We start from the raw sequence: 25,376 nt of genomic DNA, 5'->3' as shown, positions 1-25,376 counted from the left end.
TTACAGAACAGTCTGACACAAACCCTCGTAAAATCCGCGGGTTACACTTTTATATTTTTTCTGCGAGGGCGATCTGGCAGGAAAAAACGACGCTGGAGAGATACGCGGCCGCCTCCATGCGTCTCAGTCAGCGTGGCGCATGCATGCCATGTCGCTATTCGCTCTTTCCTGCCAGTGAGTTCCCCCACAGACACCTTTGCCGTTTGGTGATAGCGTAATCTGCCGCTGAGAGGAGCCCGCAATGGACTTAGAAAATATCTTTCGTGACGTCAAGCTGAGCAAAACGGAAATGACCGTGCTGCGCTTTATCCAGAATGATCCTGAGCAGTGTGTGCGGGAAGGCATCCGCAGCGTCGCTGAGCGCTGCTATAGCAACCCCTCCTCGCTGGTGCGGCTGGCGAAGAAACTGAAGTTCAGCGGCTGGCTGGAGCTGGTCTATTTTATTAAATTCAATATCACCATGCCGAAACTCGATGTCACCAACGACATCGACTATATGAGTATTCAGCCGACAGAGCGGCTGACGCCGCTGCTGGAAAGCCTGCAGCATCAGCGGATCCTGATCCACGGCAGCGGCTTTTCGCAGCTGATTGCGCAATATATTTATAATAAGTTCCTGGTGACCGGCGTGAACGCCAGCCTCGCGCTGTGGCCGGATTACGAAATCCTGGAGCAAAAAAATGCGGCGAAATTCGACTCCATCTGGATCGTCTCAAAATCCGGGCGCAGCAGCTCGGCTCTGAACTGGGTGAAGGCGCTGGAAGGCAAGGCGATTAATCTGGTGTGCTTTACCGGCGATTATCAAAGCCCGCTGGCGCAGGCGGCGGATACCGCATTCATTATTCATGACCCGCAGAAGTTCGACGATGATATTTACTGGAGCAACCCGTTTTTCGGTTACTGCATACTCGGGTTTGAGCGGCTGCTGAAGATGTGGTTTATACAGACGGAGAACCCTGGAGGCGGCGTTTGACGCGCCTGTCAGGGCGATAAAATGACAACTTACGCGTTCCCGGGTTGTGGCTTAGATGCCTGACCCAGGCTACAAAACCGGCCAATCATGCCTTATCCGGTAGCCCGGATAAGGCGTTAGCCGCTATCCGGGGGATTGAGCCGGGCGTTTATTGCCAGTCGGCGAACTGCGCGTCGTCGAGATAGGCCTCGACCAGGGTTTTGGCCAGCGAAAAAGAGCCGATCAGCGGGTGTGCCATTAATGCGCGTATCGCCAGGGATTTATCGCGCTGCAAAATGGCCGCCACTGCCAGCCGCTCATACTCTTTCACGCTGGCAATCATGTTTCTCTGCGCCGTGGGCACGTGCGCTGGCGTCACCGGTTTTAAGCCGTCTTTGCTCAGGTCGCAGCTGATCTCAATCACATCGTCAGGACGCAAGAAATCGAGAGTGCCGTTATTGGGTATGGAGACCACGATTCGTTTGGTGGTGCGGCTGTTGACCGCCTCCAGAATGTCCAGCGCCACCCCGGCGTAGCCGCCGGTATCCGGCTCCTCGATAAACTGGCGCAGGGTTAACGGTTCGCGGGTATGGAATTTCTCCTGCTGCGACTCGTTCTGCATATAGCTATTTTCCCGGCGCAGGTAGTGCGTCATCCACAGAGAAAATGCCGCCTGCGGATCGGCTTTCACATCAATGCCGCGCAGCGCGTCCCGCATATCGCGATTGATACGGGCAATCTGCTCGCCGCGCGTTTCGTCCGCCTCTTGAATCGCTTTTAAGGCTACCTCGCGATAATAGTAATAATAGAGGTACTCGTTGAGTAATTGCTTATCACACAGCTGAACCAGCTCCGGCGAGAAATACTGCATCGCCGTTTTACGGTATAAATCCGGGCTGGCGATCAGGCGTTCGGTCACCTCTTCCCCGCGTACGGTGATGTGGGTGAACCAGGAGAAATGGTTCAGCCCGTAGCACTCGACGCTGAGATCGCGCTCGTCGCAGCCGAGAATCTCGGGCAGTTCGCGGATCAGCTCCGACGGCGCATCGCAAATGCCATATACGCGACGTTTAAAGCCGGACTTGATGATCGCCTCGGTGACCAGCCCCGATGGGTTGGTAAAGTTAAACAGGATCGCATCCTCGGCGGCATGCTCTTCGATCAGGCGACAGTAGTTGAGGATCGTCGGGATCGAACGCATCGCCATGGCAAAGCCGCCCGCACCGGTGGTCTCCTGGCCTAAGGTATTATGCTCAAGCGCAATACGCTCATCGCGAATACGGCTCTCATCGCCACCCACCCGCAGGGTAGTAATCACATAATTTGTGCCTTTCAGCGCGGCGACCGGATCGCTGGTCGTACTGAACGCAATATCCGGACGAATCGTATTAAACACGTAGCGGGCAATTTCACCAAACAAGGCCAGATTATCTTCCGAGCTGTCCAGAAATACCACTTCCGTTAAACCTATGCGGTGGGCGTTATAAGCCAGAGATTTCGCCAAAAATGCAGAGCGAACGCCGCCCCCGCCTAATACGGTTAATTTCATACATCACTCCCAATTAATTTTCTGCCAGCCAGCTATCAACCCGGGAACGTACCTGTCCCACTTTGACGCCATAAATAACCTGAACTTCATTACGATTTCGTACGACGCCATTGGCACCGGTACTTTTCAATATGAGATCATCAACCAAATCCATATTTTTAATTACCACCCGCAGGCGAGTGAAACAGTTGTCGACCGAAATAATATTTTCTTTACCGCCGAGGCCATTAATAATCTCATCGGTCACCGACTGCGGATTACCGACCTTTTTACGATAATCTGCTTTGCTGTAGAGCTTCACGTTATCGTCGTCTTCACGGCCCGGCGTTTTTAAATTCAGCTTCACTACCAGGGTGCGGAAAATAACGTAATAAACGGCGAACTGACCGATACCGATAAGAACATACCCAGGCCAGCGCGTTAATGAGACCGGCAGCGGCAGGTTATAAATCAGGAATTCGATAAGCCCGGATGCGCCCCACGGCCGAACGGTAAAGATGTCACAAATCGCCTGTGACGCGGCGGTCAGGGTGGCGTGAATCACCCAGAGCAGCGGCGACACGAACAGGAAGGTGAACTCAATCGGCTCCGTAATACCGGTGAGCATTGAGGTAATAATGGCGGGCAGCAGAATCGCTTTAGCCATCATTTTTTTCTCCGGTTTCGCCGTGTGATAAAAGGCCAGCGATGCGCCAGCGAGGCCGAAAATCGTGGTCATCCCCTGCTGTGAGAAACGGAGCGCATCGTTCATGACCGGGGTCAGATCCGGGTGGCGCATATAGGCGAGGAAAATCGCCTGGGTACCGGAAACCACCTGTCCGTCAACGTTTAGCGTACCGCCGATTTGCGTGAGCTGGAACGGCGACCAGACGAAATGGTGCAGGCCGGTGGGGATAAGGAATTTTTCAAAGAAGCCATAAACGAAAACCCCCGCCACGCCGGCGTTTTTCATAAATCCGGTTAACGCCCCGATACCGTGGGTCATAAACGGCCAGATCCAGGTGAAGGCGATGGCATAGAAAATCACCACCGGGGTCATGGCTACCAGGGTCAGCTTGGCGCCGCCGTACATTGACAGCGCGCCGGGCAGTTCGATGTTCGAGACTTTGTTATGCACCCAGGCAATGGTGCAGCCGAGGATAATGCCGAGGAACACCCCCATATCGACGACCACAAAACCGAGCAGTTGTGTCTGACCGGTGCCGTAGTATTCGCCATTAATTTTTTCGGCAATGCCGTGGATATGTTCCAGCCACGAATGGTTAGCGCCCAGAAACATAATAAAACACATCACTGAAACCAGGGCGACTTCTGTTTTTTTATCTTTCGCCAGCCCATAACTAATACCGACGCAAAAAAGTAATCCAAGATTGCCAAACAGCGGCCAGAACGTATCGCCGAGTAATTGTCCTGACTGATGTAAAAAACTGGTTTCAGAAATTAATGTAGGGTTGGTTAAGACAGAACTGAGTGCCAGAATCAGGCCAATGACGGGCAAGAACAGGACTGCACCGATCATTGCTCTGGAGAATTTTTGCATATTCTCCAGAATACGTTGACGTATTGCGGACATAGTCGTTCCTTTATTTTTATATTTACATAGGGTTTTTAATTGTTATCTCTACTTCCAGTATTTTGTTTATAGCAATTCCGATCTTTGAAAGAAACAGGTTGCGGGAAATAGGTACAGGTAGCCGCAAAATGCACACAGGTTTCGCTGACGAGAAAGGCGTGCCTGAGGGAGTGGAAGAGGGACCGATGGACGAAGACCAGAGCGGGACCCTCTCTCCGGCGGAGAGAGGGCGGAGGGCGATTACGGTGCTGGCGGGGGAGCGATCGGCTGAGCCGGCTCGCTGTTTAGCTGGCCGTTGCGCATCACTTGCGCAACCTGCTGTTTCTCCATATTCACCGCGCTGAGCTGGCCGTTAACCGTCGGTTTCAGCGGCGCATCGGCCTGCACGCTGCCGCTGGCGGTCAACTGGAAATTACCGTCGCCGGAAACCGGCAGGGCGGGCCAGCCCCAGGCTTGCAGAATATTCAGCGGTACGCCGCGACCGTTCAGACTGAGCGTGACCTGGCGCTGGGGAAGCTGCGAGACGGCCGCCGTGGCCTGCAGGATACCGCGCTCGGTAAAGGCGCTTAGCTCGGTGATGTTGAGCGTTGAGGCATTGGCGTTAAGCTTCAGCGATGGCCGGCGAACGTCGATGCGATTAAAGGTTGCGGCGGCGGCGTTCAGCGTTGCGCTGCCGCTCCACACGCCCCAGCGATGATCTTTCACCAGCTGCAGTTCGCCGCCGTAGCCGTCAAGGGCGGTGATCTGCCATGGAAATGCGGGATCGATATCGATAACCAGATTGCGGCTGGCGCTGAATTTCTTCAGCGTCAGGCTTTCCAGCCACGTGGGCAGCGACTCCATCCACAGCTGTTTCCAGTTAGCGGGGAGGGTATATTCCAGCCCGGCAAAGGCGGTGTCGTCCAGCACCAGCGCGTTACCCGCACGCAGCCAGTTGCCAGAAGTCCGTACCATCCCGCCTTCCCAGCGTGAGGTGAACTGGCGCAGCGCGATACCCTGTGGTGAAAATTCGGCATTGGCGATGGGATCAAGCAGATGCAGCGATCCGTTAATAAATTCGCTGGCGTTCATCGACAGGGTGCCGTCATCGCTTTGCCACCCGCCCTGGCTCAGGGTCAGGTTGCGTAGATTGAGGTCGAGATCGGTCACCGCCCAGTCCGGCCCCTGCAAACGGGCGTCGGTCATGTCGAGACGGCCAATGTGCAGTGAAGGGACGCTGGTCAGCGGGGTGAAGAATTCTGCCAGCGATTTATCGCTCTGCAGGCGAATTTCGTTGAGCTGCAGATTATCTACCAGCCAGCTGCCGTCGGCGTTGCGTTTGGCGTTGCCGGTCAGCGTCCCGCGCGCAATATCGGCGCCCAGCGTGGATAACGTTACTTCGCCATTATCAAGGCTTCCCTGGATCAGCACGTTACTGGCATCCACGCCGTTGAGGGTCAGCGAGCCTGCGCTCATCTGAATCTGTGCCTTTTTACCCAGCACATTGCCCGCTTCCGGCGCCCAGGGGCTGACGCCGCCGTCAACGCGCTGTGCGCTCAGCGCCCAGCCGGTTTCCGGGCTGTTAAACGCCATATTGCGCAACTGCAGACGGTCGGCGGCAAAGGGTAAAGAAGCGGAGGAGGGCGAGAGATTTAACGTCCCGTCGCTAAGCACAATCTCGTCGGCGTGCAGCGGATCGCTGAACTGGCGGGTGCTGAAGCCAATATCCACCGCTTTAGCGACCAGCGTCGGCGGTTTGCCGTCGCGTCCGAAAGTGACATTTTGCAGCTGCAGGTGAAGAGGGGAGGAGAAGCTGTGCTCCATCGCATCGAAGGAAACCTGCCAGCCGGTGCCATCGCTCAGCCAGGCGCTGGCCTGACGTGAACCCCAGTGGGTCTGGAGCAGGAAATAGAGGGCAATCACCACCACCAGTAGGGCGATCGCGAGCCACAAAATCAGCTTTCCAATAAATTTCATGATCTTCCATCCTGAGAAGTGCACATAGGGCTGTTATGCACGATTTATGCGCAATCCTCAAGACAGGAGTTGTTTATTTGAATGACAGAGTGATGGGAGATACGTTTTATTCAGGCATACCCGGAGGGCGGTGTGAAGGCCTCATCCGGGATATTCCGCCGTTATCCCCGTCAGGCAATGCGCCATCGGGGATACGGGTTTAATTCTTCTCTGGCGGGAACACTAAATTCAGCACAATGGCGGTGATACCCCCGGCAGCGATGCCAGAGGAGAGCAGGTTCTTCAGCCAGTCAGGGGCGAACTGCAGAATCAGCGGCTGCTGGGAAACGCCGAGGCCCACTGCCAGCGACAGGGCGATAATCAGAATCGCGCGGCGGTTGAGCGGTTCGCGGGAGACGATGCGCACCCCGGAAGCGGCGATAGTACCGAACATCACCAGCGTTGCGCCGCCGAGTACCGGCTCCGGAATATGCTGGACAAAGCCGCTGACTGCCGGGAACAGGCCCAGTACGATCAGCATCAGCGCTACCACGAAGCCGACATAGCGGCTGGCGACGCCGGTCAACTGAATTACGCCGTTATTCTGGCCGAAGCAGGAGTTCGGGAAGGTATTAAAGACGGCGGAGACAAAGGAGTTCAGGCCGTTAGCCAGCACGCCGCCTTTCAGGCGCTTCATATACAGCGGACCGGAGACCGGCTGCTCCGACACGTCAGAGGTGGCGGTGATATCGCCGATGGTTTCCAGCGAGGTGATCATAAACACCAGCATCAGCGGCAGCAGCAGGCTCCAGTCGATGCCAAGGCCGTAGTAGAGCGGGGTCGGGACCGTAATCAGGCTATCGTTGGCAGGCGCGGTATTTGCCGGCAGCATATCCAGCAGCCAGGCCGCCAGGTAACCCGCCGCCATGGCGATAACCAGCGACGCGATGCGCAGATACGGGTTGCGCTGGCGGTTAAGAATAATGATCAGCGCCAGGACGATGCCCGCCAGCAGCAGGTTTTTCGGCGCGCCGAAGGTATGGTCGGCCATCGCCGCATAGCCGCCGCCGATGGAGGTCAGCCCGACCTGAATCAGCGACAGGCCGATAATCATCACCACCACCCCGGAGACCAGCGGGGTAATCACCCGCCGCGCCAGGTGCAGAACGCGCGAGATGACCATTTCCGTGCAGCTGGCCAGCATCAGGGTGCCGAACAGCGCGGCCATCATTGTCGGCACGTCGGCGCCGCCGGTTTTCAGCGCGGTGCCGCCCATAATCAGCGGGGCGACGAAGTTAAAGCTGGTGCCCTGAATAGAGAGCAGGCCGGAACCGACGGGTCCCCAGGCTTTAATCTGAATAATGGATGCCACGCCGGAAGCGAACAGCGACATGCTGATGATGTGCTGCGTGTCCTGAGCCGGGAGGCCCAGCGCCTGACAGATTAACAACGCCGGCGTGATGACCGCGACAAACATCGCCAGCAGATGCTGAAAGGCGGCGAACAGGGTTTGCGGCAGCGGCGGGCGGTCTTCGAGGCGGTAGATTAATTCGCTGGTTGTTTTATGCGCAACCGGTTGCGCAGCTTCTGACTCGGCGGTGTTAACGGACATCACAAACAATCCCAAGGTGGCAAAGCGGGAATTTTATCGGACTGTAGTACAAAAGCAAACGTTTGCCAGCGTTTGCTGAGAAATATTTATACAACTCAGCGGGGTCGGTTATTAATTAACATTTTGTATGCTTGATCGCATCAATATCAAAACAAAATATCTTTTCCTGTCATTTTTTGCGCGGTTCTGCTTAAAATCCCCCTCCGATTCCTCAAGATGAGAAGTAATCGACACCGGGAATACCGACGCGTGTGAATGGATCATGCGCCTTTAAGGAGCTCTTTTTATGTTTCATCTCGATACCTTATCGACGCTCGTTGCCGCAACATTGGTGCTGCTGTTGGGCAGACAACTCGTGCAGAATGTCCCCTTCCTGAAAAAATACACAATCCCTGAACCCGTCGCGGGCGGTCTGCTGGTGGCGCTGGCGCTGCTGGTGCTGAAAAAGAGCATGGGTTGGGAAATTGACTTTGATATGAGCCTGAAAGACCCGCTGATGATGGCGTTCTTTGCGACTATCGGTCTGAACGCTAACCTCTCCAGCCTGCGGGCCGGCGGCAAAGTGGTGGGCACCTTCCTGATTGTGGTGGTGGGACTGTTGCTGCTGCAAAACGCCCTCGGCATCGGGATGGCGAAGCTGCTAGGGCTGGACCCGCTGATGGGTCTGCTGGCAGGCTCAATTACCCTGTCTGGCGGCCATGGCACCGGCGCGGCGTGGAGTAAGCTGTTTGTTGAACGCTACGGCTTTGCCAACGCGACCGAAGTCGCAATGGCGTGCGCCACCTTTGGTCTGGTGTTGGGTGGTTTGATTGGCGGCCCGGTGGCGCGCTATCTGGTTAAACACTCTTCTTCACCTGACGGAACGCCGGATGATCAGCTGGCGCCTACCGCCTTCGAAAAACCGGATATGGGCCGCATGATCACCTCGCTGGTGCTGATTGAGAGCATCGCCTTAATTGCCATCTGCCTGACGGTAGGGAGGGTGGTTGCGCAACTGCTGACCGGCACCGTCTTTGAACTGCCCACTTTTGTCTGCGTACTGTTTATCGGGGTGATCCTCAGCAACGGTCTGTCGCTGTTAGGTTTCTATCGCGTGTTTGAGCGTGCGGTATCGGTGCTGGGCAACGTTAGCCTGTCGCTGTTCCTTGCCATGGCCCTGATGAGCCTGAAGCTGTGGGAACTGGCTTCGCTGGCGCTGCCGATGCTGGCGATCCTCGCGGTCCAGACGGTGGCGATGGCGCTGTATGCCGTCTTCGTGACCTATCGCATGATGGGGAAAAACTATGACGCCGCCGTGCTGGCGGCCGGGCACTGTGGTTTTGGTCTCGGGGCGACGCCGACGGCGATTGCCAATATGCAGGCAATCACCGACCGCTTTGGCCCGTCTCATATGGCGTTCCTGGTGGTGCCGATGGTCGGCGCGTTCTTTATTGATATCGTGAATGCGCTGGTGATTAAGCTGTATCTGCTGCTGCCGATATTTGGCTGATGAGTGGCCCGGTGGCGGCTTGCGCCTTACCGTGCCTACAAAATCCTGACTCTGTAGGCACGGTAAGCGTAGCGTCACCGGGGCAGTCCTGTGGTCGCGGTTACTCGTGTTCTTCCCACGCCAGCGCGCGTTTCACCGCTTTTTTCCAGCCGTTGTAGCGGTAGTTACGCTCGGTGGTTTCGATACCCGGGCGGAACTCGCGCTCAATCACCGCTTTCTCCTGCAGCTCATCCAGATTTTGCCAGAAGCCAACGGCCAGACCTGCGAGGTAAGCGGCGCCCAGCGCCGTCACTTCACGCACTTCCGGGCGCTCTACGCGGGTACCCAGAATATCGGACTGGAACTGCATCAGGAAGTTGTTGGCCACGGCACCGCCGTCGACGCGCAGGCCGTGCAGACGAATCCCTGAATCTGCCTGCATCGCTTCCAGTACATCGCGTGTCTGATAGGCGATAGACTCCAGCGTGGCGCGAATAATATGGTTGGCGTTCACCCCGCGCGTCAGGCCAAAGATGGCGCCGCGCGCATACGGGTCCCAGTATGGCGCGCCGAGACCGGTAAAGGCCGGAACCACATACACGCCGTTGGTGTCTTTCACTTTAGTGGCGAAATATTCGGAATCGAAGGCGTCGTTGATAAGCTTCATTTCATCGCGCAGCCACTGAATGGAGGCGCCGGCCATGAAGACTGCGCCTTCCAGCGCATAGTTCACTTCCCCGCGTGGGCCGCAGCCGATCGTGGTCAGCAGGCCATGCGTGGAGGTTACCGCTTTTTCCCCGGTATTCATCAGCATAAAGCAGCCGGTGCCGTAGGTGTTTTTTGCCATCCCCTCTTTGACGCACAGCTGGCCGAACAGCGCCGCCTGCTGGTCACCGGCGATACCGGCGATAGGAATACGCGTGCCGCCTTTACCACCGATGTTGGTTTGACCGTATACCTCGGAAGACTTGCGCACTTCCGGCAGCATGGCGCGCGGAATATCCAGCGCCTCCAGCATCTTGTCATCCCAGTCCAGTTCGTGGATGTTGAACAGCATGGTACGCGAGGCGTTGGTGTAGTCGGTCACGTGGACGCGGCCCTGGGTCATTTTCCACACCAGCCAGGTATCCACGGTTCCGAACAGCAGTTCGCCGCGTTTTGCCCGCTCGCGGGCGCCTTCCACGTGATCGAGAATCCATTTTACTTTGGTGCCGGAGAAGTACGGGTCAACCACCAGGCCGGTGGCCTTGCGAATGTACTCTTCCATGCCGTCACGTTTGAGCTGTTCACAGATCTCTGCGGTACGACGGCACTGCCAGACGATAGCGTTATAGATCGGTTTACCGGTTTCGCGCTCCCACACAATGGCGGTTTCACGTTGGTTAGTGATCCCGATTGCGGCGATCTCGTCGGAGCTAATATCGGCTTTTGCCAGCACTTCAACCAGCGTGGAGCTTTGCGACGCCCAGATCTCCATCGGGTCATGCTCAACCCAGCCTGGATGCGGATAAATTTGTTCAAATTCTCGCTGAGAAACGCTGACGATATTGGCATCGTGATCCATCACAACGGCTCGGGAGCTGGTGGTGCCCTGGTCGAGCGCAACGATATATTTTTTGTCGGTCATAGTATGAGTCCCGTAGTCAGATTACAGCGAAGCGTTGTGTTGCGTAGTCGAGGTGCTCTCTTTCACTTCCTCGACGCAGGTGTCGCAAGGCAGGTGGCGGCCGATCAACTTACGATAGCTGAACGCGCCCAGCGCGGCGCCCACCACCGGTGCGCACAGCGGCACCAGGAAATAAGGAATATCTTTACCGCCGGTGAAGGCGACGTCGCCCCAGCCGGCAAGCCAGGCAAACGTTTTTGGTCCGAGGTCGCGGGCCGGGTTCATGGCAAATCCGGTCAGCGGTCCCATGGATGCGCCGATAACCGCAATCAACAGGCCGATTAGTAGCGGCGCCAGCGGACCACGCGGAATCCCATTGCCGTCATCAGTCAGTGCCAGGATAACGCCCATCAGGATAGCGGTAATCACCATTTCTACCGCGAAAGCCTGCACAAAATTGATGTGTGGGTTCGGGTAAGTGGAGAAAATACCGGCCAGCTCAAGACTTTCGACGCTACCGCGCACCATATTGTGGCTGTGTTCGAAATCGAAGAAAAGATTGTAGTAAAGCCCGTAAACTAACGCCGCGGCGCAAAAGGCGCCTGCGAATTGAGAAATGATAAAAGGAACAACTTTACGCCCGTCGAAGCAGGCAAACAGCCACAATGCGATAGTGACCGCCGGGTTAAGGTGCGCACCGGATACGCCCGCGGTCAGGTAGATAGCCATGGCCACCCCCAGACCCCAGATGATGCTGATTTCCCACTGACCGAAGCTGGCTCCCGCAACTTTGAGCGCCGCGACGCACCCAACGCCGAAAAAGATCAACAACCCGGTACCGAGGAACTCTGCGATGCACTGGCCTTTTAATGTTGATGTTTGGCTCATATCGAATCCTGAAGCGAAGTGGTGATTATTGTATGTATGAAGGTCATAGACGACCACGCTGCCTTGTAGGCATAGTGTTAATTTATCGTTAACGAACAAAAACGAGAAATATCGAAATATAAATGTGTGTGCTGCGTCAAGAAAATGAGCGTTTTCGCGCCATAAACGCGTGTTGTGACACATTTGCCCCGCTTTTCCGGCGGATTTTGTTAACCCATTGATTAACAATTGCAGGATAACTTCCACAGAAACGCGCCGAATGCGCCAGGTAAAGACTGAAAAGTGTTGCAAACCGCAATCTGCGCGGGTTGTCGCTGGACAGGGAAGGCGGGGATTCATACAATCGACTGCATGACCACTGTAGTGCGCTTATTTTCGTTAAGGCGTCACCGCGTAGGTACACAACATCATTCGGGATGTGTCAAAACGGCAAGCGAATGAATCCTCGCCGCTTACTTCGGTAAGTGTTCGGGAAGCACCCGCTAACGCAGAAGCAGCTTGAAGGACGACGTGTACGGGATAGTACTCTATCAACGCCTTGCAAGTTCAGGAGAGGTATGACGATGTCATTAGAAGTGTTTGAGAAATTAGAATCAAAAGTACAGCAGGCGATTGATACCATCACTCTGTTGCAGATGGAAATCGAAGAGCTGAAAGAAAAAAACAACACGCTGGCGCAGGAAGTCCAGGGCGCACAGCACGGCCGTGAAGAGCTGGAGCGTGAAAACGGTCAGCTGAGAGAACAGCTGCAGGGCTGGCAGGATCGTCTGCAGGCGCTGTTGGGTCGCATGGAAGAAGTGTAACCCTCTCGCCCTCACCCTCTCCTCTCCTGGAGAGGGTAAGCATTCCCCTCCGCTTTACATATACTCGCAAGTTATAGCCAATCTTTTTTTATTCTTTAATCATTGTTTCGCTTTCTGGCACGCTTAACTCATCACAACACGACATAAAGAGAGCGGTGCGATGAACAAGTGGGGCGTTGGGTTAACTCTGTTGCTGGCATCCGCCAGCGTTCTGGCCAAAGACATTCAGTTATTAAACGTATCTTATGATCCAACGCGCGAGCTGTACGAACAGTACAACAAGGCATTCAGCGCGCACTGGAAACAAGAAACCGGCGACAATGTGGTGATTCGCCAGTCGCATGGCGGCTCCGGTAAACAGGCGACGTCGGTGATCAACGGTATCGAAGCCGATGTCGTGACGCTGGCGCTGGCCTACGATGTTGATGCGATCGCTGAACGCGGCCGTATCGATAAAAACTGGCTGAAACGTCTGCCGGATAACTCCGCGCCGTATACCTCCACCATCGTGTTCCTGGTGCGTAAAGGCAACCCAAAACAGATTCATGACTGGAACGACCTGATTAAACCGGGTGTGTCGGTGATTACGCCAAACCCGAAAAGCTCCGGCGGCGCACGCTGGAACTACCTGGCCGCCTGGGGCTATGCCCTGCACCAGAATCACGGCGACCAGGCAAAAGCCCAGGAGTTTGTGAAGGCGCTGTATAAGAACGTCGAAGTGCTGGATTCCGGCGCGCGCGGTTCGACCAATACCTTTGTTGAACGCGGGATCGGCGATGTGCTGATTGCGTGGGAGAACGAAGCGCTGCTGGCGGCGAACGAGCTGGGCAAAGATAAGTTTGAAATTGTGACTCCGAGCGAATCGATTCTTGCTGAACCGACCGTCTCCGTGGTTGATAAAGTGGTCGATAAAAAAGGCACCCGCCAGGTGGCTGAAGCTTACCTGAAGTATCTCTACTCGCCGGAAGGCCAGGAGATTGCGGCGAAGAACTTCTACCGCCCACGTGACCCGGCAGTGGCGAAGAAATATGCCGATGAGTTCCCGAAACTGAAGCTGTTTACCATCGACCAGGAGTTTGGTGGCTGGACTAAGGCCCAGAAAGAGCACTTCTCAAACGGCGGCACTTTCGATCAAATCAGTCAGCGTTAATCGTTCCGAACGCCCGGTTAAATAGCCGGGCGTTTTTATTTAGTCATCAAACTACGCTACTCTTCCGTTTCTGGCTGGACAGGAAAAGATGATGAGAAGAGTACGATACCTTTTATGGCTGCTGCCGGTGCTTGTGCTGGCAGCGGCGGCCGGCGGCTGGTACTGGCTGCATTCCGGTAACCCTGACGCGCTGCGACAGATTGTTTTGCAGCAATGCGTTCCTAATCAACAGCAGCACCAAACTCCCTCGCCGTGTGCCGACGTTAATCTGCAGGGCGGTTACGTGCTGTTTAAAGATCGTAACGGACCCCTGCAGTATTTGCTGATGCCGACGTACCGAATTAACGGCACCGAGAGCCCGCTGCTGCTCGACCCGTTAACGCCGAACTTCTTCTGGCAGGCATGGCAGGGACGCGACATCATGAGTGAGCGCCGCGGTTCGGCGATACCGGATAGCGCCGTGTCATTAGCCATTAACTCCCGTAGCGGACGCACGCAAAACCATTTCCATATTCATATCTCCTGCCTACGCGAAGATGTGCGTGCCCGGCTGGATAACGATACCGCCGCCATCAGCAGCCGATGGCTGCCGCTTCCCGGTGGTTTGCTCGGCCATGAATATCTCGCGCGGCGAGTGACTGAGTCCGAACTGGCGCAGCGTAGCCCGTTTCTGATGCTGGCGGAAGAGGTGCCGGAGGCGCGTGAACATATGGGGCGCTTTGCGCTGGCGCTGGCGAAACAGAGCGATGGCTCGCTGGTGCTGCTGGCGACCGAGCGCAACCTGCTGACCCTGAATCGTGCCTCTGCGGAAGAGATTCAGGATCATCGCTGCTCGATCCTGAAATAACCTTTATTGCTGAGCCATGCGGGTTCCCGCATGGCTGGCTATTTTTTGATAGGTTTACCTGCCTCGCCCCCGATCGTATTCTTGCAGAAAAAACGACAGGAGACAGGCATGTCGCTCTGGTTTTCTCACCCTCTGTTCCTTCCCTCGCTGATTATCGCGATAACCATTCTGCTGTGGGCGACCTCGCTGTTGCCGGAGTTTATGACCGCGCTGCTGTTTTTCGCGGCGGCGATGATCGCCAAAATTGCGCCGCCGGAAGCGATCTTTGGCGGGTTTGCCTCGTCAGCATTCTGGCTGGTATTCAGCGGCTTCGTCCTCGGGATTGCGATTCGTAAAACCGGACTGGCGGACAGAGCGGCGCGGGCGCTATCGGCGCGACTGACGGACTCCTGGCCGTTGATGGTGGGTAGCGTCGTGCTACTCAGCTATGCGCTGGCCTTCGTGATGCCGTCGAATATGGGGCGCATCGCGCTGCTGATGCCCATCGTGGCGGCGATGGCGAAGCGGGCCGGTATCGCAGACGGCACGCGGGCCTGGTATGGGCTGGCGCTGGCGGTGGGGTTTGGGACCTTTCAGCTGTCGGCGACCATTCTGCCCGCCAACGTCCCGAACCTGGTGATGAGCGGCGCCGCCGAAGGTTCGTACGGGATCCACCTTAATTACCTGCCGTACTTGCTGCTGCACACGCCGGTGCTGGGCTGGCTGAAGGGGGGGATCTTAATTGCTCTGATTTGCTGGCTGTTCCCGGGCAAGCCGCATCCGCCGCGCGAACTGACGCCGCTTCCGCCGATGAGTCGGGACGAGAAGCGCCTGGCCTGGCTGCTGGCCGTAGTGCTGGTGCTGTGGGTGAGCGAGAGCTGGCACGGTATCGGGCCCGCCTGGACGGGACTGGCAGCCGCAGTCGTCACGCTGCTGCCGCGGGTTGGCTTTATCAGCGGGGAGGAGTTCTCCAGCGGGGTGAATATACGCACCTGCATTTACGTCGCCGGGATCCTCGGACTGGCGATTACCGTCACCCAAACGGGGATCGGCGAGGTGGTCGGCAATGCGCTGCTGCAGGTGATGCCGCTCGACAAAGAGAGTCCGTTCACCAGCTTCCTGGCATTAACCGGCATGACCAGCGCCCTGAACTTTATTATGACCGCTAACGGCGTCCCCGCGCTGTACACCACTTTTGCGCAGAGCTTTTCCGATGCCACCGGTTTCCCGCTGCTAAGCGTGATTATGATTCAGGTATTGGGCTATTCCACGCCGCTGCTGCCGTATCAGGCGTCGCCGATTGTCGTGGCGATGGGGCTAGGCAAAGTGCCGGCGCGGGCGGGAATGCTGCTGTGTATCGTGCTGGCGGCGGTGAGCTATTTGATTCTGCTGCCGCTGGACTATCTGTGGTATCACGCGTTGGGGAAATTGTAGCGGCATAAAAAAGCCCGGATGCGGCGCCTGCGCGCGTTGTCCGGGCTCCTCGTATTGCGCTATCCCTTCACCCCGGTAAGCGGTGCGCCGCCGGGGCCGGGATGAGTGCAGGTTACGCTTTTTTCGCTGCTTCAGCTGCTTTAACGATCACCGCGAAAGCGTCTGCTTTCAGGGAGGCGCCGCCAACCAGCGCGCCGTCGATGTCCGGCTGGGTGAACAGTTCTGCTGCGTTAGAAGCGTTAACGGAACCGCCGTACTGGATGATGACCTGCTCAGCCACTTTCGCGTCTGCTTTCGCAATGTGATCGCGAATGAATTTGTGCACGGCCTGAGCCTGTGCCGGAGTCGCTGATTTGCCGGTGCCGATTGCCCAGACAGGTTCGTAAGCGATAACCACGCCTTCGAATGCCGCAGCGCCCTGAGTTTTCAGAACGGCGTCGATCTGACGTGCGCACACTTCTTCCGTTTTGCCCGCTTCGTTTTCTGCTTCAGTTTCGCCGATGCACAGAACCGGAATCAGACCCTGTTCTTTCAGAACCGCGAATTTCTTAGCGATGAACTCGTCAGACTCGTTGTGGTAAGTACGACGCTCAGAGTGACCGATGATGATGTATTCAGCACCGACATCTTTCAGCATTTGAGCCGAGGTTTCACCGGTGAATGCGCCGGACAGGTTCAGGTCAACGTTCTGCGCGCCCAGGTGAATGTGGCTACCTTCTGCCGCATGCTTAGCCAGATCGATGTACATTTCTGGCGGAGCGATTGCAACGGCACAGCCAGAAACGCCAGCCAGTTCGGTACGCAGGTTAGCAACCAGTTCGTTTACCATATGGCGGCTGCCGTTCAGTTTCCAGTTACCCATCACTAAAGGATGTCGCATTTTAATTCTCCACGCTACGTTAAGCGAATTAAGGAATATAGCCACCCGTCAGGGCAGCATGGTCTGTCAAACAGTATAGAGATTCATCGTTGGAAAGGCTTTGCTTTTTGTCATTTATTATTGCTCTCCAGCGTTTCAGATAGCGCCAGCTTAATCGGTTCAACAGCGAAGGTCAGTCCTTTTTCACCGTTGTCTGCGACAACATAACGTATCGCACCTTCCGTTTCAGCGAAGTAACGTTTTCCCTTGCCGGCGGCGAGCATTTTCTGCAGTTTTTGCTGGCTCTGAGCCACGCTTAAGGTGGGCGCGAATATGCGTAACACGGCGCTCATATACTCCTGCGCTTTGGCCTTCGCCGCTTTCTGCTCGGGCCCCTGAATAGGTAGCCAGGTCACCTGCATCGATTTTATTTTCAGAGTACCGCGCTCCAGCGCCGTGGAGGCGTAGAGATTTTCATTAATTTTGCTCGCCGCACGGGTCAGATTTTCCCTGTCGCGGCTGGAGGCAATGGCGCGAAATTCATTCAGCTGCAGCTTCGGATTCTGCGCATTGAATTTTTCCCGAAAGTCGCTGATAGACATATCAAAGGTAGGGGCGCCCGCCAGCAGATAAGGGGCGGTGGCGGAGGATTCGGGCACCGCGGACAACGCCTTCGGGCCGACGGATATGGCCGTCAGCCCAATAAAACATACAGTCATCCACGTCTTCATGCCGGTCTTTCCTTTTTTTGCCTGCAGACGATTAAAACGGGAACCGTCGCGCTTGTCAAAAAGTGACGGCTTCAGGGTAAACTACGCGAATGATGATGATAAGGAATAAAACATGACCCTACAGCAGTGGATGTTCTCAATTAAGGGGCGTATCGGGCGCCGTGATTTCTGGATCTGGATGGCCATCTGGGTTCTTGCCATGAGCGCGCTCTTTACCCTGGCCGGCACCCATTTGCTCAATGTGCAGACCGCCGCGTTTATCCTGGTGTGCCTGCTGTGGCCGACGGCGGCGGTGACGATCAAACGCCTGCACGATCGCGGTAAATCGGGGCTCTGGGCGCTGCTGATGATTCTGGCGTGGATGCTGCTGGCGGGGAACTGGTCGGTGCTGCCGGGCGTCTGGCAATGGGTTGTCGGGCGGTTTGTGCCGACGCTGATTATCGTCATGATGTTCATCGACCTGGGCGCATTTGTCGGCACCCAGGGCGAGAATAAATTTGGTAAAGATACGCAGGATGTTCGCTGGAAGGCGGAGCCCTGATTACCAGTATTGCTCGGCGGTCATGTGGCCCGGGCGGCGGCGCAAATGTTTGGTCATCTGCCGGGTTTCTTTCAACAGCTGCTGGGTATCACGCACCATCTGCGGGTTTCCACACAGCATCACGTGGCTGGTATCGGCGTTCATCGGCAGGCCAACGGCCTCTTCCAGGGCGCCGGTGTCGATAAGAAACGGAATCCGTCCGGTCAGCGAACCGGCGGCGGTTTCACGGCTCACGACGGTCTGAATCCGCAGCTTTCCTCCATAGCGCTGTTCTAATTCGCGCATTAGCGGCAGGTAGCTTAAATCGGCCTCATAGCGCACGGCATGGACCAGCACCAGGTTTTTGAAGCGCTCAAGGTCTTTACCTTCCTGCAGAATTGACAGATACGGGCCGAGCGCGGTGCCGGTCGCCAGCATCCATAAGGTTTCGCAGTCAGGCACCTCTTCCAGAACGAAGAATCCCGCGGCTTCGCTGACCAGCTGAACGTCATCGCCCGGTTTGAGCGCCGCAAGGCGTGGACTGAGCTTACCGTCCGGGACGGTGACCAGATAGAATTCCAGATCGGGATTGCCCGGCGCGTTAACGTAGGAATAGGCGCGCTGAACGCGCTCACCGTCAATTTCCAGTCCGAGCTTGGTAAATTGCCCGGCGGTAAACGGGTGAACGGGCGCGTGGACGTACAAACTGAACAGCGTATCGGTCCAGAACTCTATTTTTTTTACTTTACCGCTAACCCAGTCCGCCATCATCTTCTCCCGTTGCGCAAAGCGTTGCCTTATCTTCGTTGCACGCGGCAAAGATTTCCAGCCTGACGGCGCCGAAAAGCTCTATTGATCAAATATTCCCGTCATACTTCAATTGCCTGTGGGTTGGCGGCATCCGTTTTCGGCCCGTCCCTGGGCCTGGCGCCAGCGTGCATTCCGCACGGGCGATCGGATGTTTACAGAATATGCAGCTGGATATCCGGGTCTTTACGGTCGAGATAATGAATGGACTGAATACGGCGAATCGTACGGGATTTACCGCGAATCAGCAGCGTTTCGGTGGTGGCCATATTGCCCTTACGGGTAATGCCATCGAGCAGATCGCCTTTGGTAATACCGGTTGCGGAGAACACCACATTATCACTACGGGCCATTTCGTCCAGGCGCAGCACTTTGCCCGCTTCGATGCCCATCTCTTTGCAACGCGCCAGCTCGTTCTCGCCGATACGACGATTTTCTGCGGTATTGCCTTTGACATCGTGACGAGCCAGCAGGCGACCCTGCATGTCGCCATCCAGAGCGCGGATCACCGCGGCGGAAACCACCCCTTCCGGGGCGCCGCCGATGCCATACAGGACGTCTACTTCGCTGTCCGGCATGCAGGTCAGAATCGACGCTGCCACATCGCCATCCGGAATGGCGAAGACGCGAACGCCCGACTGCTGGAGTTCGGCAATCACCGCATCATGACGCGGTTTGGCCAGAATGGTGACGGTCAGCTCGGCCAGCGGTTTATTCAGCGCCGCTGCGACATTACGCAGGTTCTCCGCCAGCGGCAGATTGAGGTCAATCGCCCCTTTTGCCCCTGGACCGACAATCAGTTTTTCCATGTACATGTCCGGCGCGTTCAGGAAGCAGCCTTTATCGCCGACCGCCATCACCGCCAGCGCATTGGCCTGGCCCATGGCCGTCATGCGCGTCCCTTCGATAGGGTCAACGGCGATATCCACCGCATCACCGTTGCCGGTGCCGACCTTCTCACCGATATACAGCATCGGCGCTTCATCGATTTCACCTTCGCCAATTACGATGGTGCCGTCGATATTAATCAGGTTGAGCATAATGCGCATGGCGTTGACGGCGGCGCCGTCGGCGGTATTTTTATCGCCGCGGCCCAGCCATTTATAGCCTGCCAGCGCGGCAGCCTCGGTGACACGCGAAAATTCGATGGCCAGTTCTCGTTTCATAATCCACTCGTTGTGAAGATAAATTGCGCGCAGCATCCTGCTCTGGCCTTGTGGGACAGAGCGGACGCTAGGCGTTGGAATAGCGTTCGGTTTCCGGCATCCAGCGTTCAATAAGCGCCTGGGCCTGCTGAGAATAACGTTCGTGAATATGACGAGCGATGCGCTGAACGTCCGGGATCATCGCCTGATCGCGCAGCAGATCGGCGACTTTAAACTCGGCGGTGCCGGTTTGTCGGGTACCGAGTAGCTCGCCGGGGCCGCGGATTTCCAGGTCTTTCTGGGCAATAACGAAACCGTCGTTGCTGTCGCGCAGAACCTGCAGGCGTTTCTGCGCCGTTTTTGACAGCGGTGATTTATAGAGTAGCACGCAGTGGGAAGCGACCGCGCCGCGCCCGACGCGTCCTCTGAGCTGGTGCAACTGCGCCAGCCCCAGACGTTCCGGGTTCTCGATAATCATCAGGCTGGCATTCGGTACGTCGACCCCGACCTCAATGACCGTGGTGGCGATCAGCAGGTGCAGTTCGCCCTGCTTGAAGGCCTGCATAACCGCCTGTTTATCTGCCGGTTTCATCCGGCCATGCACGAGGCCGATATTCAGCTCCGGCAGCGCGAGCTTAAGCTCTTCCCATGTCGCTTCTGCCGCCTGCGCTTCCAGCAGATCGGACTCTTCGATCAGGGTGCAGACCCAGTAGGCCTGACGCCCTTCCTGAGTACAGGCGTTGCGAACCCTATCGATAATATCGTGGCGACGGGTATCAGGGATGGCCACCGTGGTGACCGGCGTTCGGCCCGGCGGCAATTCGTCGATAACTGAGGTATCAAGATCGGCGTAGGCGGTCATCGCCAGGGTTCGTGGAATCGGGGTGGCGGTCATGATCAGCTGATGGGGATGGAAGCCCTGCTGCTGGCCTTTTTCCCACAACGCCAGACGCTGGTGGACGCCGAAGCGGTGCTGCTCATCAATAATCACCAGCGCCAGACCGTTGAACTGCACCTGTTCCTGAAAAATGGCGTGGGTGCCGACGATCATCTGTACCTGGCCGCTGGCGATGGCCTCCTGCTGTGCCTGGCGGGCTTTCCCCTTCTGTTTGCCGGCCAGCCAGCCCACTTCGATGCCCAGCGGCGCGAACCACTGGCGGAAGTTATTGGCGTGTTGTTCCGCCAGCAGTTCGGTCGGCGCCATCAGCGCTACCTGTTTGCCGTGAGCGATCGCCCGCAGCGCTGCGAGGGCGGCAACCAACGTTTTACCAGAGCCGACGTCGCCCTGTACCAGACGCATCATCGGCACATCGAGCGCCATATCGCGTTCAATTTCGGCGGTGACTCGCTGTTGTGCGCCGGTTGGCTTAAAGGGCAGGGAGGCCAGCAGCTGGTTTTTGAATGTGTCGTTTGCGCCGAGCGCCAGGGCATGATAACGCTGGGCGCCGGCGCGAAGCGCCAGCATGCTCAGGTTATGCGCCAGCAGTTCTTCCAGAATTAAGCGCTGTTGCGCCGGATGCTTACCGCTTTCCAGGTCACTGAGCTGCAGCGACGGCGGCGGACGGTGTAATGTGCGTAGCGCCTCCGGCAGGCTCATCATTCCCTGAGCCAGTTCGGGCGGCAACAGCTCGGCGATGGCGCAGGTCTCCAGTAATTCCAGCGCCTGATCGGTGAGCTTGCGCAGCGTCGCCTGCTTGATGCCTTCGGTGGTGGGGTAAACCGGCGTCAGCGTTTCCTGTAGATCGGGTGTGCTCATGTCACCCTGCACGCGATATTCCGGGTGAATCATCTCCGCCCCGTATTTTCCCCGTTTGGCTTCTCCGTAGGCCAGCACGCGGCGGCCGGTCGCCAGGCTGTTTTTCATGGCGGCGTTGAAGTTGAAAAAGCGCATGGTGAGAATACCGGAACCGTCGCTGATCTGGCAGGTCATCATTCGGCGGCCGCCGAAGGTGATGTTGCTACTGAGAACTTCACCCTCAACGGTGGCGTAAACGCCCGGCAGCAGCTCGCCTATCTGGTAAAGATGGGTGCGGTCTTCATAGCGTAGCGGCAGGTGCAGAAGGAGATCCTGCACGGTATGCAGGCCGATTTTCGCCAGTTTGTTGCTTTGTGCCGCTCCAACGCCGGTGAGCGAATTGAGCGGGACAGCATCTAACAGGCGACCGGCCATTTATCCTTCATCCTTCAGACTGCGTCTTGTCTGGCCTGCTCCGGCACGGTTGTCCCGCGTGCTGCTGTGAGCGGAACCAGAAGCCTGCATGGTTGCCCACCACGTGTCATCGGCTTCGACTTCGCCCTGCGCATTCACGTAGGGGTAAGGCAGACCTTTTTGTTTTGCCACTCTGGCCAGTACCGGATACCCGCCTTCAAACAGCAGGCGCTGCTGTTCTTCTTCCGGCAGCATGCTGTTCTCACGCTTATACATCCCCGCATTTTGCCGTTGGCGCTGGGCTTCATACAGAATCAGAGCCGAGGCGACGGAGACATTCAACGACTGCACCATGCCAGTCATCGGAATGATGATGTCCCGATCGGCCAGCGCCAGGGCTTGCTGGGTAATGCCGGTTTTTTCCTGACCCATCAGGATGCAGGTTGGGCGGGTATAGTCGATTTCGCGGAAATCGACGGCTTTGTCAGAGAGGTGAGTGGCCAGGATCTGCATGCCCTGGCCCTTTAAATGGCTGACGGCATCGTCAATCGAGCGGTGGGTTTTAACCTGCACCCAGCTATTGCTGCCGGCGGCGGCAGAGGCCATCGTACGCATGCGGCTACTGGGCCAGATGGCGTGGACTTCATGCACGCCAACGGCGTCTGCGGTACGAATCACCGCAGAGACGTTATGAGGTTTATGGACCTGCTCCATGCAGACCGTCAGGTCAGGCTGGCGCCTGGCGAGCATCTCGCAGATACGCGCATAACGCTGTGGATTCATAAACACTTCATCCTTCAAATTGCCTCGGCGTTAGCCGTACTCATTACCCCGGCTACGTATTCCTGTACGGGCCGGGTAATTCATTCGCTCGCCGCGCGATCCGGCTGACTGCACGGCCCTTCGGGACCGGTACGGTGCAAAACGCAAATGATTTTGCGCACAAGGTTAGTTTCGGTTACGGGTGACTTTAATTACATCCGGCATAACGCGAATTTTGCGCATAATATTCGCCAGATGGACGCGATCGCGCGCCGTCAGGCGGATAAACGCGCTGTACACGCGACCATCTTTTTCTTCGGTATTCAGACTCTGAATATTGGAAGAGGCGGTGTTAATGGCCGCGGTGAGGTTCGCCAGTGCACCCTGGTGGTTAAACATATCCACCTTAATTTCGGTGATAAATTCCTGCGCGGTCTCTTTATCCCACTCGACGGCCATAAACTTCTCTGGCTCTTTCTGATAGCCACGAATGTTACGGCAGGACTCATGGTGAATGACCAGGCCTTTGCCGGGGCTGACGTGGGCGATAATCGGGTCGCCGGGAATCGGACGGCAGCACTTCGCAAAGGTAATCAGCACGCCGTCAGCGCCTTTAATCGGCAGATGACCGTGGCCTGAAGAGGCACCCTGCGCCGGTGCGGTGACGGTCTCGCCCTGTTGCAGGTTTTTGGCTACCACGACGCTCATCGCGTTGCCGAGGCCAATTTCCGCCAGCAGATCGTCAAGGCTGGCCAGCTTCATGCGTTCCAGTTCGCGCTGAATGCTCTCCTGCGGGATTTCAGCCAGTTTACGGCTGCCGCCCAGGGCATGGTTGAGCAGACGGCGGCCCAGGCTGACGGAGTCATCGCGCTTAAGGTTTTTCAACAGCTGGCGAATTTTGGCGCGCGCTTTTGAGCTGACGACAAAATTCAGCCACGCGGCATTCGGACGTGCGCCCGGTGCGGTGATAATTTCCACCGTCTGGCCGCTGGAGAGCGACTGGGACAATGGATACGGCTGGCGGTCGACGCGTGCGCCAACGCAGGCATGGCCGATATCGGTATGCACCGCGTAGGCGAAATCCACCGGCGTGGCGCCAGCGGGGAGTTCGACAATACGCCCTTCCGGGGTGAAAACGTAAATCTCATCCGGGAACAGATCGGATTTGACGCTCTCGATAAATTCAAACGAGCTGCCTGCGCTTTGCTGCAGCTCCAGCAGGCTCTGCATCCAGCGCTGCGCGCGGATTTGTGCGGTGGTGCTGCTTTCGCCGCCGTGCTCTTTATATGCCCAGTGCGCCGCAACCCCCATTTCTGCCATCTGATCCATGTCTTCGGTACGAATTTGTACTTCAACCGGGACGCCGTGAGGGCCGATCATCGAGGTGTGCAAAGATTGATAGCCGTTCGCCTTGGGAATGGCGATGTAATCTTTCATCCGGCCAGGACGAGGCTTGTAAAGGCTATGCATCTGGCCAAGCACGCGGTAGCAGGTGTCAGAATCATGCACAATCACGCGGAAGGCGTAGATATCCATAATCGAGTGAAAACGCTGCTCTTTCAGCACCATTTTGCAGTAGATGGAGTACAGATGCTTCTCGCGACCGCTGACGCGACAGGGGATTCCCGCTTCCTGTAAACGCCCTTCGATTTCAGAGAGGATCTTTTGAATCATCTCTTTACGGTTGCCGCGCGCCGCTTTGACGACTTCTTTGATGACGCGATAGCGGTTGGGATACAGCGCTTCAAAGCCCAGCTCTTCGAGCTCGGTTTTGATGTGGTGGATACCTAAACGGTGGGCCAGCGGGCTGTAGATCTCCAGCGTTTCGCGGGCAATGCGGCGGCGTTTATCCGGGCGGAGTGAGCCCAGGGTGCGCATGTTGTGCGTGCGGTCGGCAAGTTTGATCAGGATGACGCGGATGTCCTGCACCATCGCCATAATCATTTTGCGAAAGTTTTCGGCCTGCGCCTCTTTCTTATCGCGGAACTTGAGCTTATCAAGTTTCGATACCCCCTCTACCAGCTCAGCAACGCTTTTGCCAAAGAGCTGCTCCATATCCTGGTAGGTGGCAGGGGTATCTTCAATCACATCATGCAGTAGCGCAGCCATCAGCGTTTCATAGTCGAGCTTCATCTCGGCCAGAATGCAGGCTACCGCTACCGGGTGCGTGATATAGGGTTCACCGCTTGAACGTGTCTGGCCCTCGTGAGCGTCACGTGCAACGAGATATGCCTGCCGAAGACGCTTGATTTGCTCTTCCGGCAGGTAATTTTGAATCAGCTGATTCAGGCTTTCAAACAGATACAAGGGCTACCCACTGCGTGATTAACGACGACCTTCGGCAATAGCGGTAACGGCTTGTAATTCAGCGGCTTCCTGCTCTTGCTGTTCTTGACGATCGCGGACGTCGAGGATCTGGTTGTTGATCAGACCTTCTTCGATTTCGCGCAGCGCAATTACGGTAGTTTTATCGTTTTCTTCCGGTACCAGCGGATCTTTTCCGCCAACCTGCATCTGACGAGCGCGACGCGCGGCGACCAGTACCAGGTCAAAACGGTTACCAATTTTCTCTACAGCGTCCTGAACAGTTACGCGTGCCATACTTAA

At 56.6% G+C, this 25,376-nt stretch carries 21 protein-coding genes; 7 read left to right on the top strand and 14 right to left on the bottom strand.

Features of this window, described 5'->3' with window-relative positions:
- The first annotated feature begins 241 nt into the window (after positions 1 to 241).
- Complete coding sequence (locus MC50_RS07875; protein WP_032697020.1) at positions 242 to 973, top strand: MurR/RpiR family transcriptional regulator; 732 nt, start codon at positions 242 to 244, stop codon at positions 971 to 973.
- A 148-nt stretch (positions 974 to 1,121) separates the two neighbouring features.
- Here MC50_RS07875 and MC50_RS07870 read toward each other — a convergent pair whose 3' ends face one another.
- From MC50_RS07870 to MC50_RS07855, 4 genes are all read right to left on the bottom strand, one after another.
- Complete coding sequence (locus MC50_RS07870; RefSeq protein ID WP_047663599.1) at positions 1,122 to 2,501, bottom strand: family 4 glycosyl hydrolase; 1,380 nt, start codon at positions 2,499 to 2,501, stop codon at positions 1,122 to 1,124.
- A 13-nt stretch (positions 2,502 to 2,514) separates the two neighbouring features.
- On the bottom strand, positions 2,515 to 4,074 hold the full coding sequence (locus tag MC50_RS07865; RefSeq protein ID WP_032690243.1) for a PTS transporter subunit EIIC: 1,560 nt from the start codon (positions 4,072 to 4,074) through the stop codon (positions 2,515 to 2,517).
- A gap of 240 nt (positions 4,075 to 4,314) precedes the next feature.
- Positions 4,315 to 6,030 carry an AsmA family protein gene (locus MC50_RS07860; protein ID WP_047663598.1) on the bottom strand — a complete coding sequence of 572 codons (1,716 nt, stop codon included), beginning with the start codon at positions 6,028 to 6,030 and terminating at the stop codon, positions 4,315 to 4,317.
- 199 nt (positions 6,031 to 6,229) lie between these two features.
- Positions 6,230 to 7,621, bottom strand: coding sequence for a nucleobase:cation symporter-2 family protein (locus tag MC50_RS07855; RefSeq protein WP_032690245.1), 1,392 nt, complete (start codon positions 7,619 to 7,621; stop codon positions 6,230 to 6,232).
- A gap of 286 nt (positions 7,622 to 7,907) precedes the next feature.
- On the opposite strand from MC50_RS07855, the gene gltS reads away from it, so the two are divergent.
- Entirely contained in the window at positions 7,908 to 9,110 is a 1,203-nt protein-coding gene (gene gltS, locus MC50_RS07850) for a sodium/glutamate symporter (RefSeq protein WP_032690246.1), read from the top strand.
- Between the two features lie 100 nt (positions 9,111 to 9,210).
- On the opposite strand, the gene glpK is transcribed toward gltS, so the two are convergent.
- Together glpK and MC50_RS07840 are read right to left on the bottom strand one after the other, a co-directional pair.
- Positions 9,211 to 10,716 carry a glycerol kinase GlpK gene (glpK, locus tag MC50_RS07845; protein WP_047663597.1) on the bottom strand — a complete coding sequence of 502 codons (1,506 nt, stop codon included), beginning with the start codon at positions 10,714 to 10,716 and terminating at the stop codon, positions 9,211 to 9,213.
- A gap of 21 nt (positions 10,717 to 10,737) precedes the next feature.
- Positions 10,738 to 11,583: an MIP/aquaporin family protein gene (locus tag MC50_RS07840; protein WP_032690247.1), complete on the bottom strand. Its 846-nt coding sequence runs from the start codon at positions 11,581 to 11,583 to the stop codon at positions 10,738 to 10,740.
- Positions 11,584 to 12,140: 557 nt separating this feature from the next.
- Here MC50_RS07840 and zapB point away from each other — a divergent pair.
- From zapB to MC50_RS07820, 4 genes are all read left to right on the top strand, one after another.
- Entirely contained in the window at positions 12,141 to 12,386 is a 246-nt protein-coding gene (gene zapB, locus MC50_RS07835) for a septal ring assembly protein ZapB (RefSeq protein ID WP_086815662.1), read from the top strand.
- Between the two features lie 160 nt (positions 12,387 to 12,546).
- Positions 12,547 to 13,536 carry a sulfate ABC transporter substrate-binding protein gene (locus tag MC50_RS07830; protein ID WP_004868989.1) on the top strand — a complete coding sequence of 330 codons (990 nt, stop codon included), beginning with the start codon at positions 12,547 to 12,549 and terminating at the stop codon, positions 13,534 to 13,536.
- Positions 13,537 to 13,627: 91 nt separating this feature from the next.
- The gene (locus MC50_RS07825) at positions 13,628 to 14,383 is read left to right on the top strand and encodes a CDP-diacylglycerol diphosphatase (protein ID WP_032690248.1); all 756 of its coding nucleotides are present in this window, start codon (positions 13,628 to 13,630) and stop codon (positions 14,381 to 14,383) included.
- Positions 14,384 to 14,491: 108 nt separating this feature from the next.
- Positions 14,492 to 15,796 carry an SLC13 family permease gene (locus tag MC50_RS07820; protein ID WP_032697017.1) on the top strand — a complete coding sequence of 435 codons (1,305 nt, stop codon included), beginning with the start codon at positions 14,492 to 14,494 and terminating at the stop codon, positions 15,794 to 15,796.
- A 112-nt stretch (positions 15,797 to 15,908) separates the two neighbouring features.
- On the opposite strand, the gene tpiA is transcribed toward MC50_RS07820, so the two are convergent.
- The gene (gene tpiA / locus MC50_RS07815; RefSeq protein ID WP_015585511.1) at positions 15,909 to 16,676 is read right to left on the bottom strand and encodes a triose-phosphate isomerase; all 768 of its coding nucleotides are present in this window, start codon (positions 16,674 to 16,676) and stop codon (positions 15,909 to 15,911) included.
- A gap of 110 nt (positions 16,677 to 16,786) precedes the next feature.
- Entirely contained in the window at positions 16,787 to 17,386 is a 600-nt protein-coding gene (locus MC50_RS07810; protein ID WP_032690250.1) for a DUF1454 family protein, read from the bottom strand.
- A 112-nt stretch (positions 17,387 to 17,498) separates the two neighbouring features.
- Between MC50_RS07810 and MC50_RS07805 the strand changes: the two genes are divergently transcribed.
- Complete coding sequence (locus MC50_RS07805) at positions 17,499 to 17,927, top strand: DUF805 domain-containing protein (RefSeq protein ID WP_032690251.1); 429 nt, start codon at positions 17,499 to 17,501, stop codon at positions 17,925 to 17,927.
- Here MC50_RS07805 and fpr read toward each other — a convergent pair whose 3' ends face one another.
- From fpr to rpoZ, 6 genes are all read right to left on the bottom strand, one after another.
- Positions 17,928 to 18,674 (bottom strand): ferredoxin--NADP(+) reductase, encoded by a 747-nt coding sequence (gene fpr, locus MC50_RS07800; RefSeq protein WP_032698539.1) that lies wholly within the window; start codon positions 18,672 to 18,674, stop codon positions 17,928 to 17,930.
- 194 nt (positions 18,675 to 18,868) lie between these two features.
- Positions 18,869 to 19,879: a class II fructose-bisphosphatase gene (glpX, locus tag MC50_RS07795; RefSeq protein WP_047665426.1), complete on the bottom strand. Its 1,011-nt coding sequence runs from the start codon at positions 19,877 to 19,879 to the stop codon at positions 18,869 to 18,871.
- A gap of 67 nt (positions 19,880 to 19,946) precedes the next feature.
- Entirely contained in the window at positions 19,947 to 22,028 is a 2,082-nt protein-coding gene (gene recG, locus MC50_RS07790) for an ATP-dependent DNA helicase RecG (protein WP_046853329.1), read from the bottom strand.
- Entirely contained in the window at positions 22,029 to 22,790 is a 762-nt protein-coding gene (gene trmH / locus MC50_RS07785; RefSeq protein ID WP_047663596.1) for a tRNA (guanosine(18)-2'-O)-methyltransferase TrmH, read from the bottom strand.
- Positions 22,791 to 22,955: 165 nt separating this feature from the next.
- The gene (spoT, locus tag MC50_RS07780; RefSeq protein WP_032690255.1) at positions 22,956 to 25,076 is read right to left on the bottom strand and encodes a bifunctional GTP diphosphokinase/guanosine-3',5'-bis pyrophosphate 3'-pyrophosphohydrolase; all 2,121 of its coding nucleotides are present in this window, start codon (positions 25,074 to 25,076) and stop codon (positions 22,956 to 22,958) included.
- A gap of 18 nt (positions 25,077 to 25,094) precedes the next feature.
- Positions 25,095 to 25,370, bottom strand: a complete 276-nt coding sequence (gene rpoZ, locus MC50_RS07775) for a DNA-directed RNA polymerase subunit omega (protein WP_004868966.1) — start codon at positions 25,368 to 25,370, stop codon at positions 25,095 to 25,097.
- Positions 25,371 to 25,376: the final 6 nt, after the last annotated feature.

It is taken from the genome of Klebsiella planticola, from assembly GCF_000783935.2.
GTDB classification, from domain to species: Bacteria; Pseudomonadota; Gammaproteobacteria; order Enterobacterales; family Enterobacteriaceae; genus Klebsiella; species Klebsiella planticola.
The sequence above is the reverse complement of the archived record's forward strand: the minus strand, read 5'-3'. Positions and strand labels throughout refer to the sequence as shown.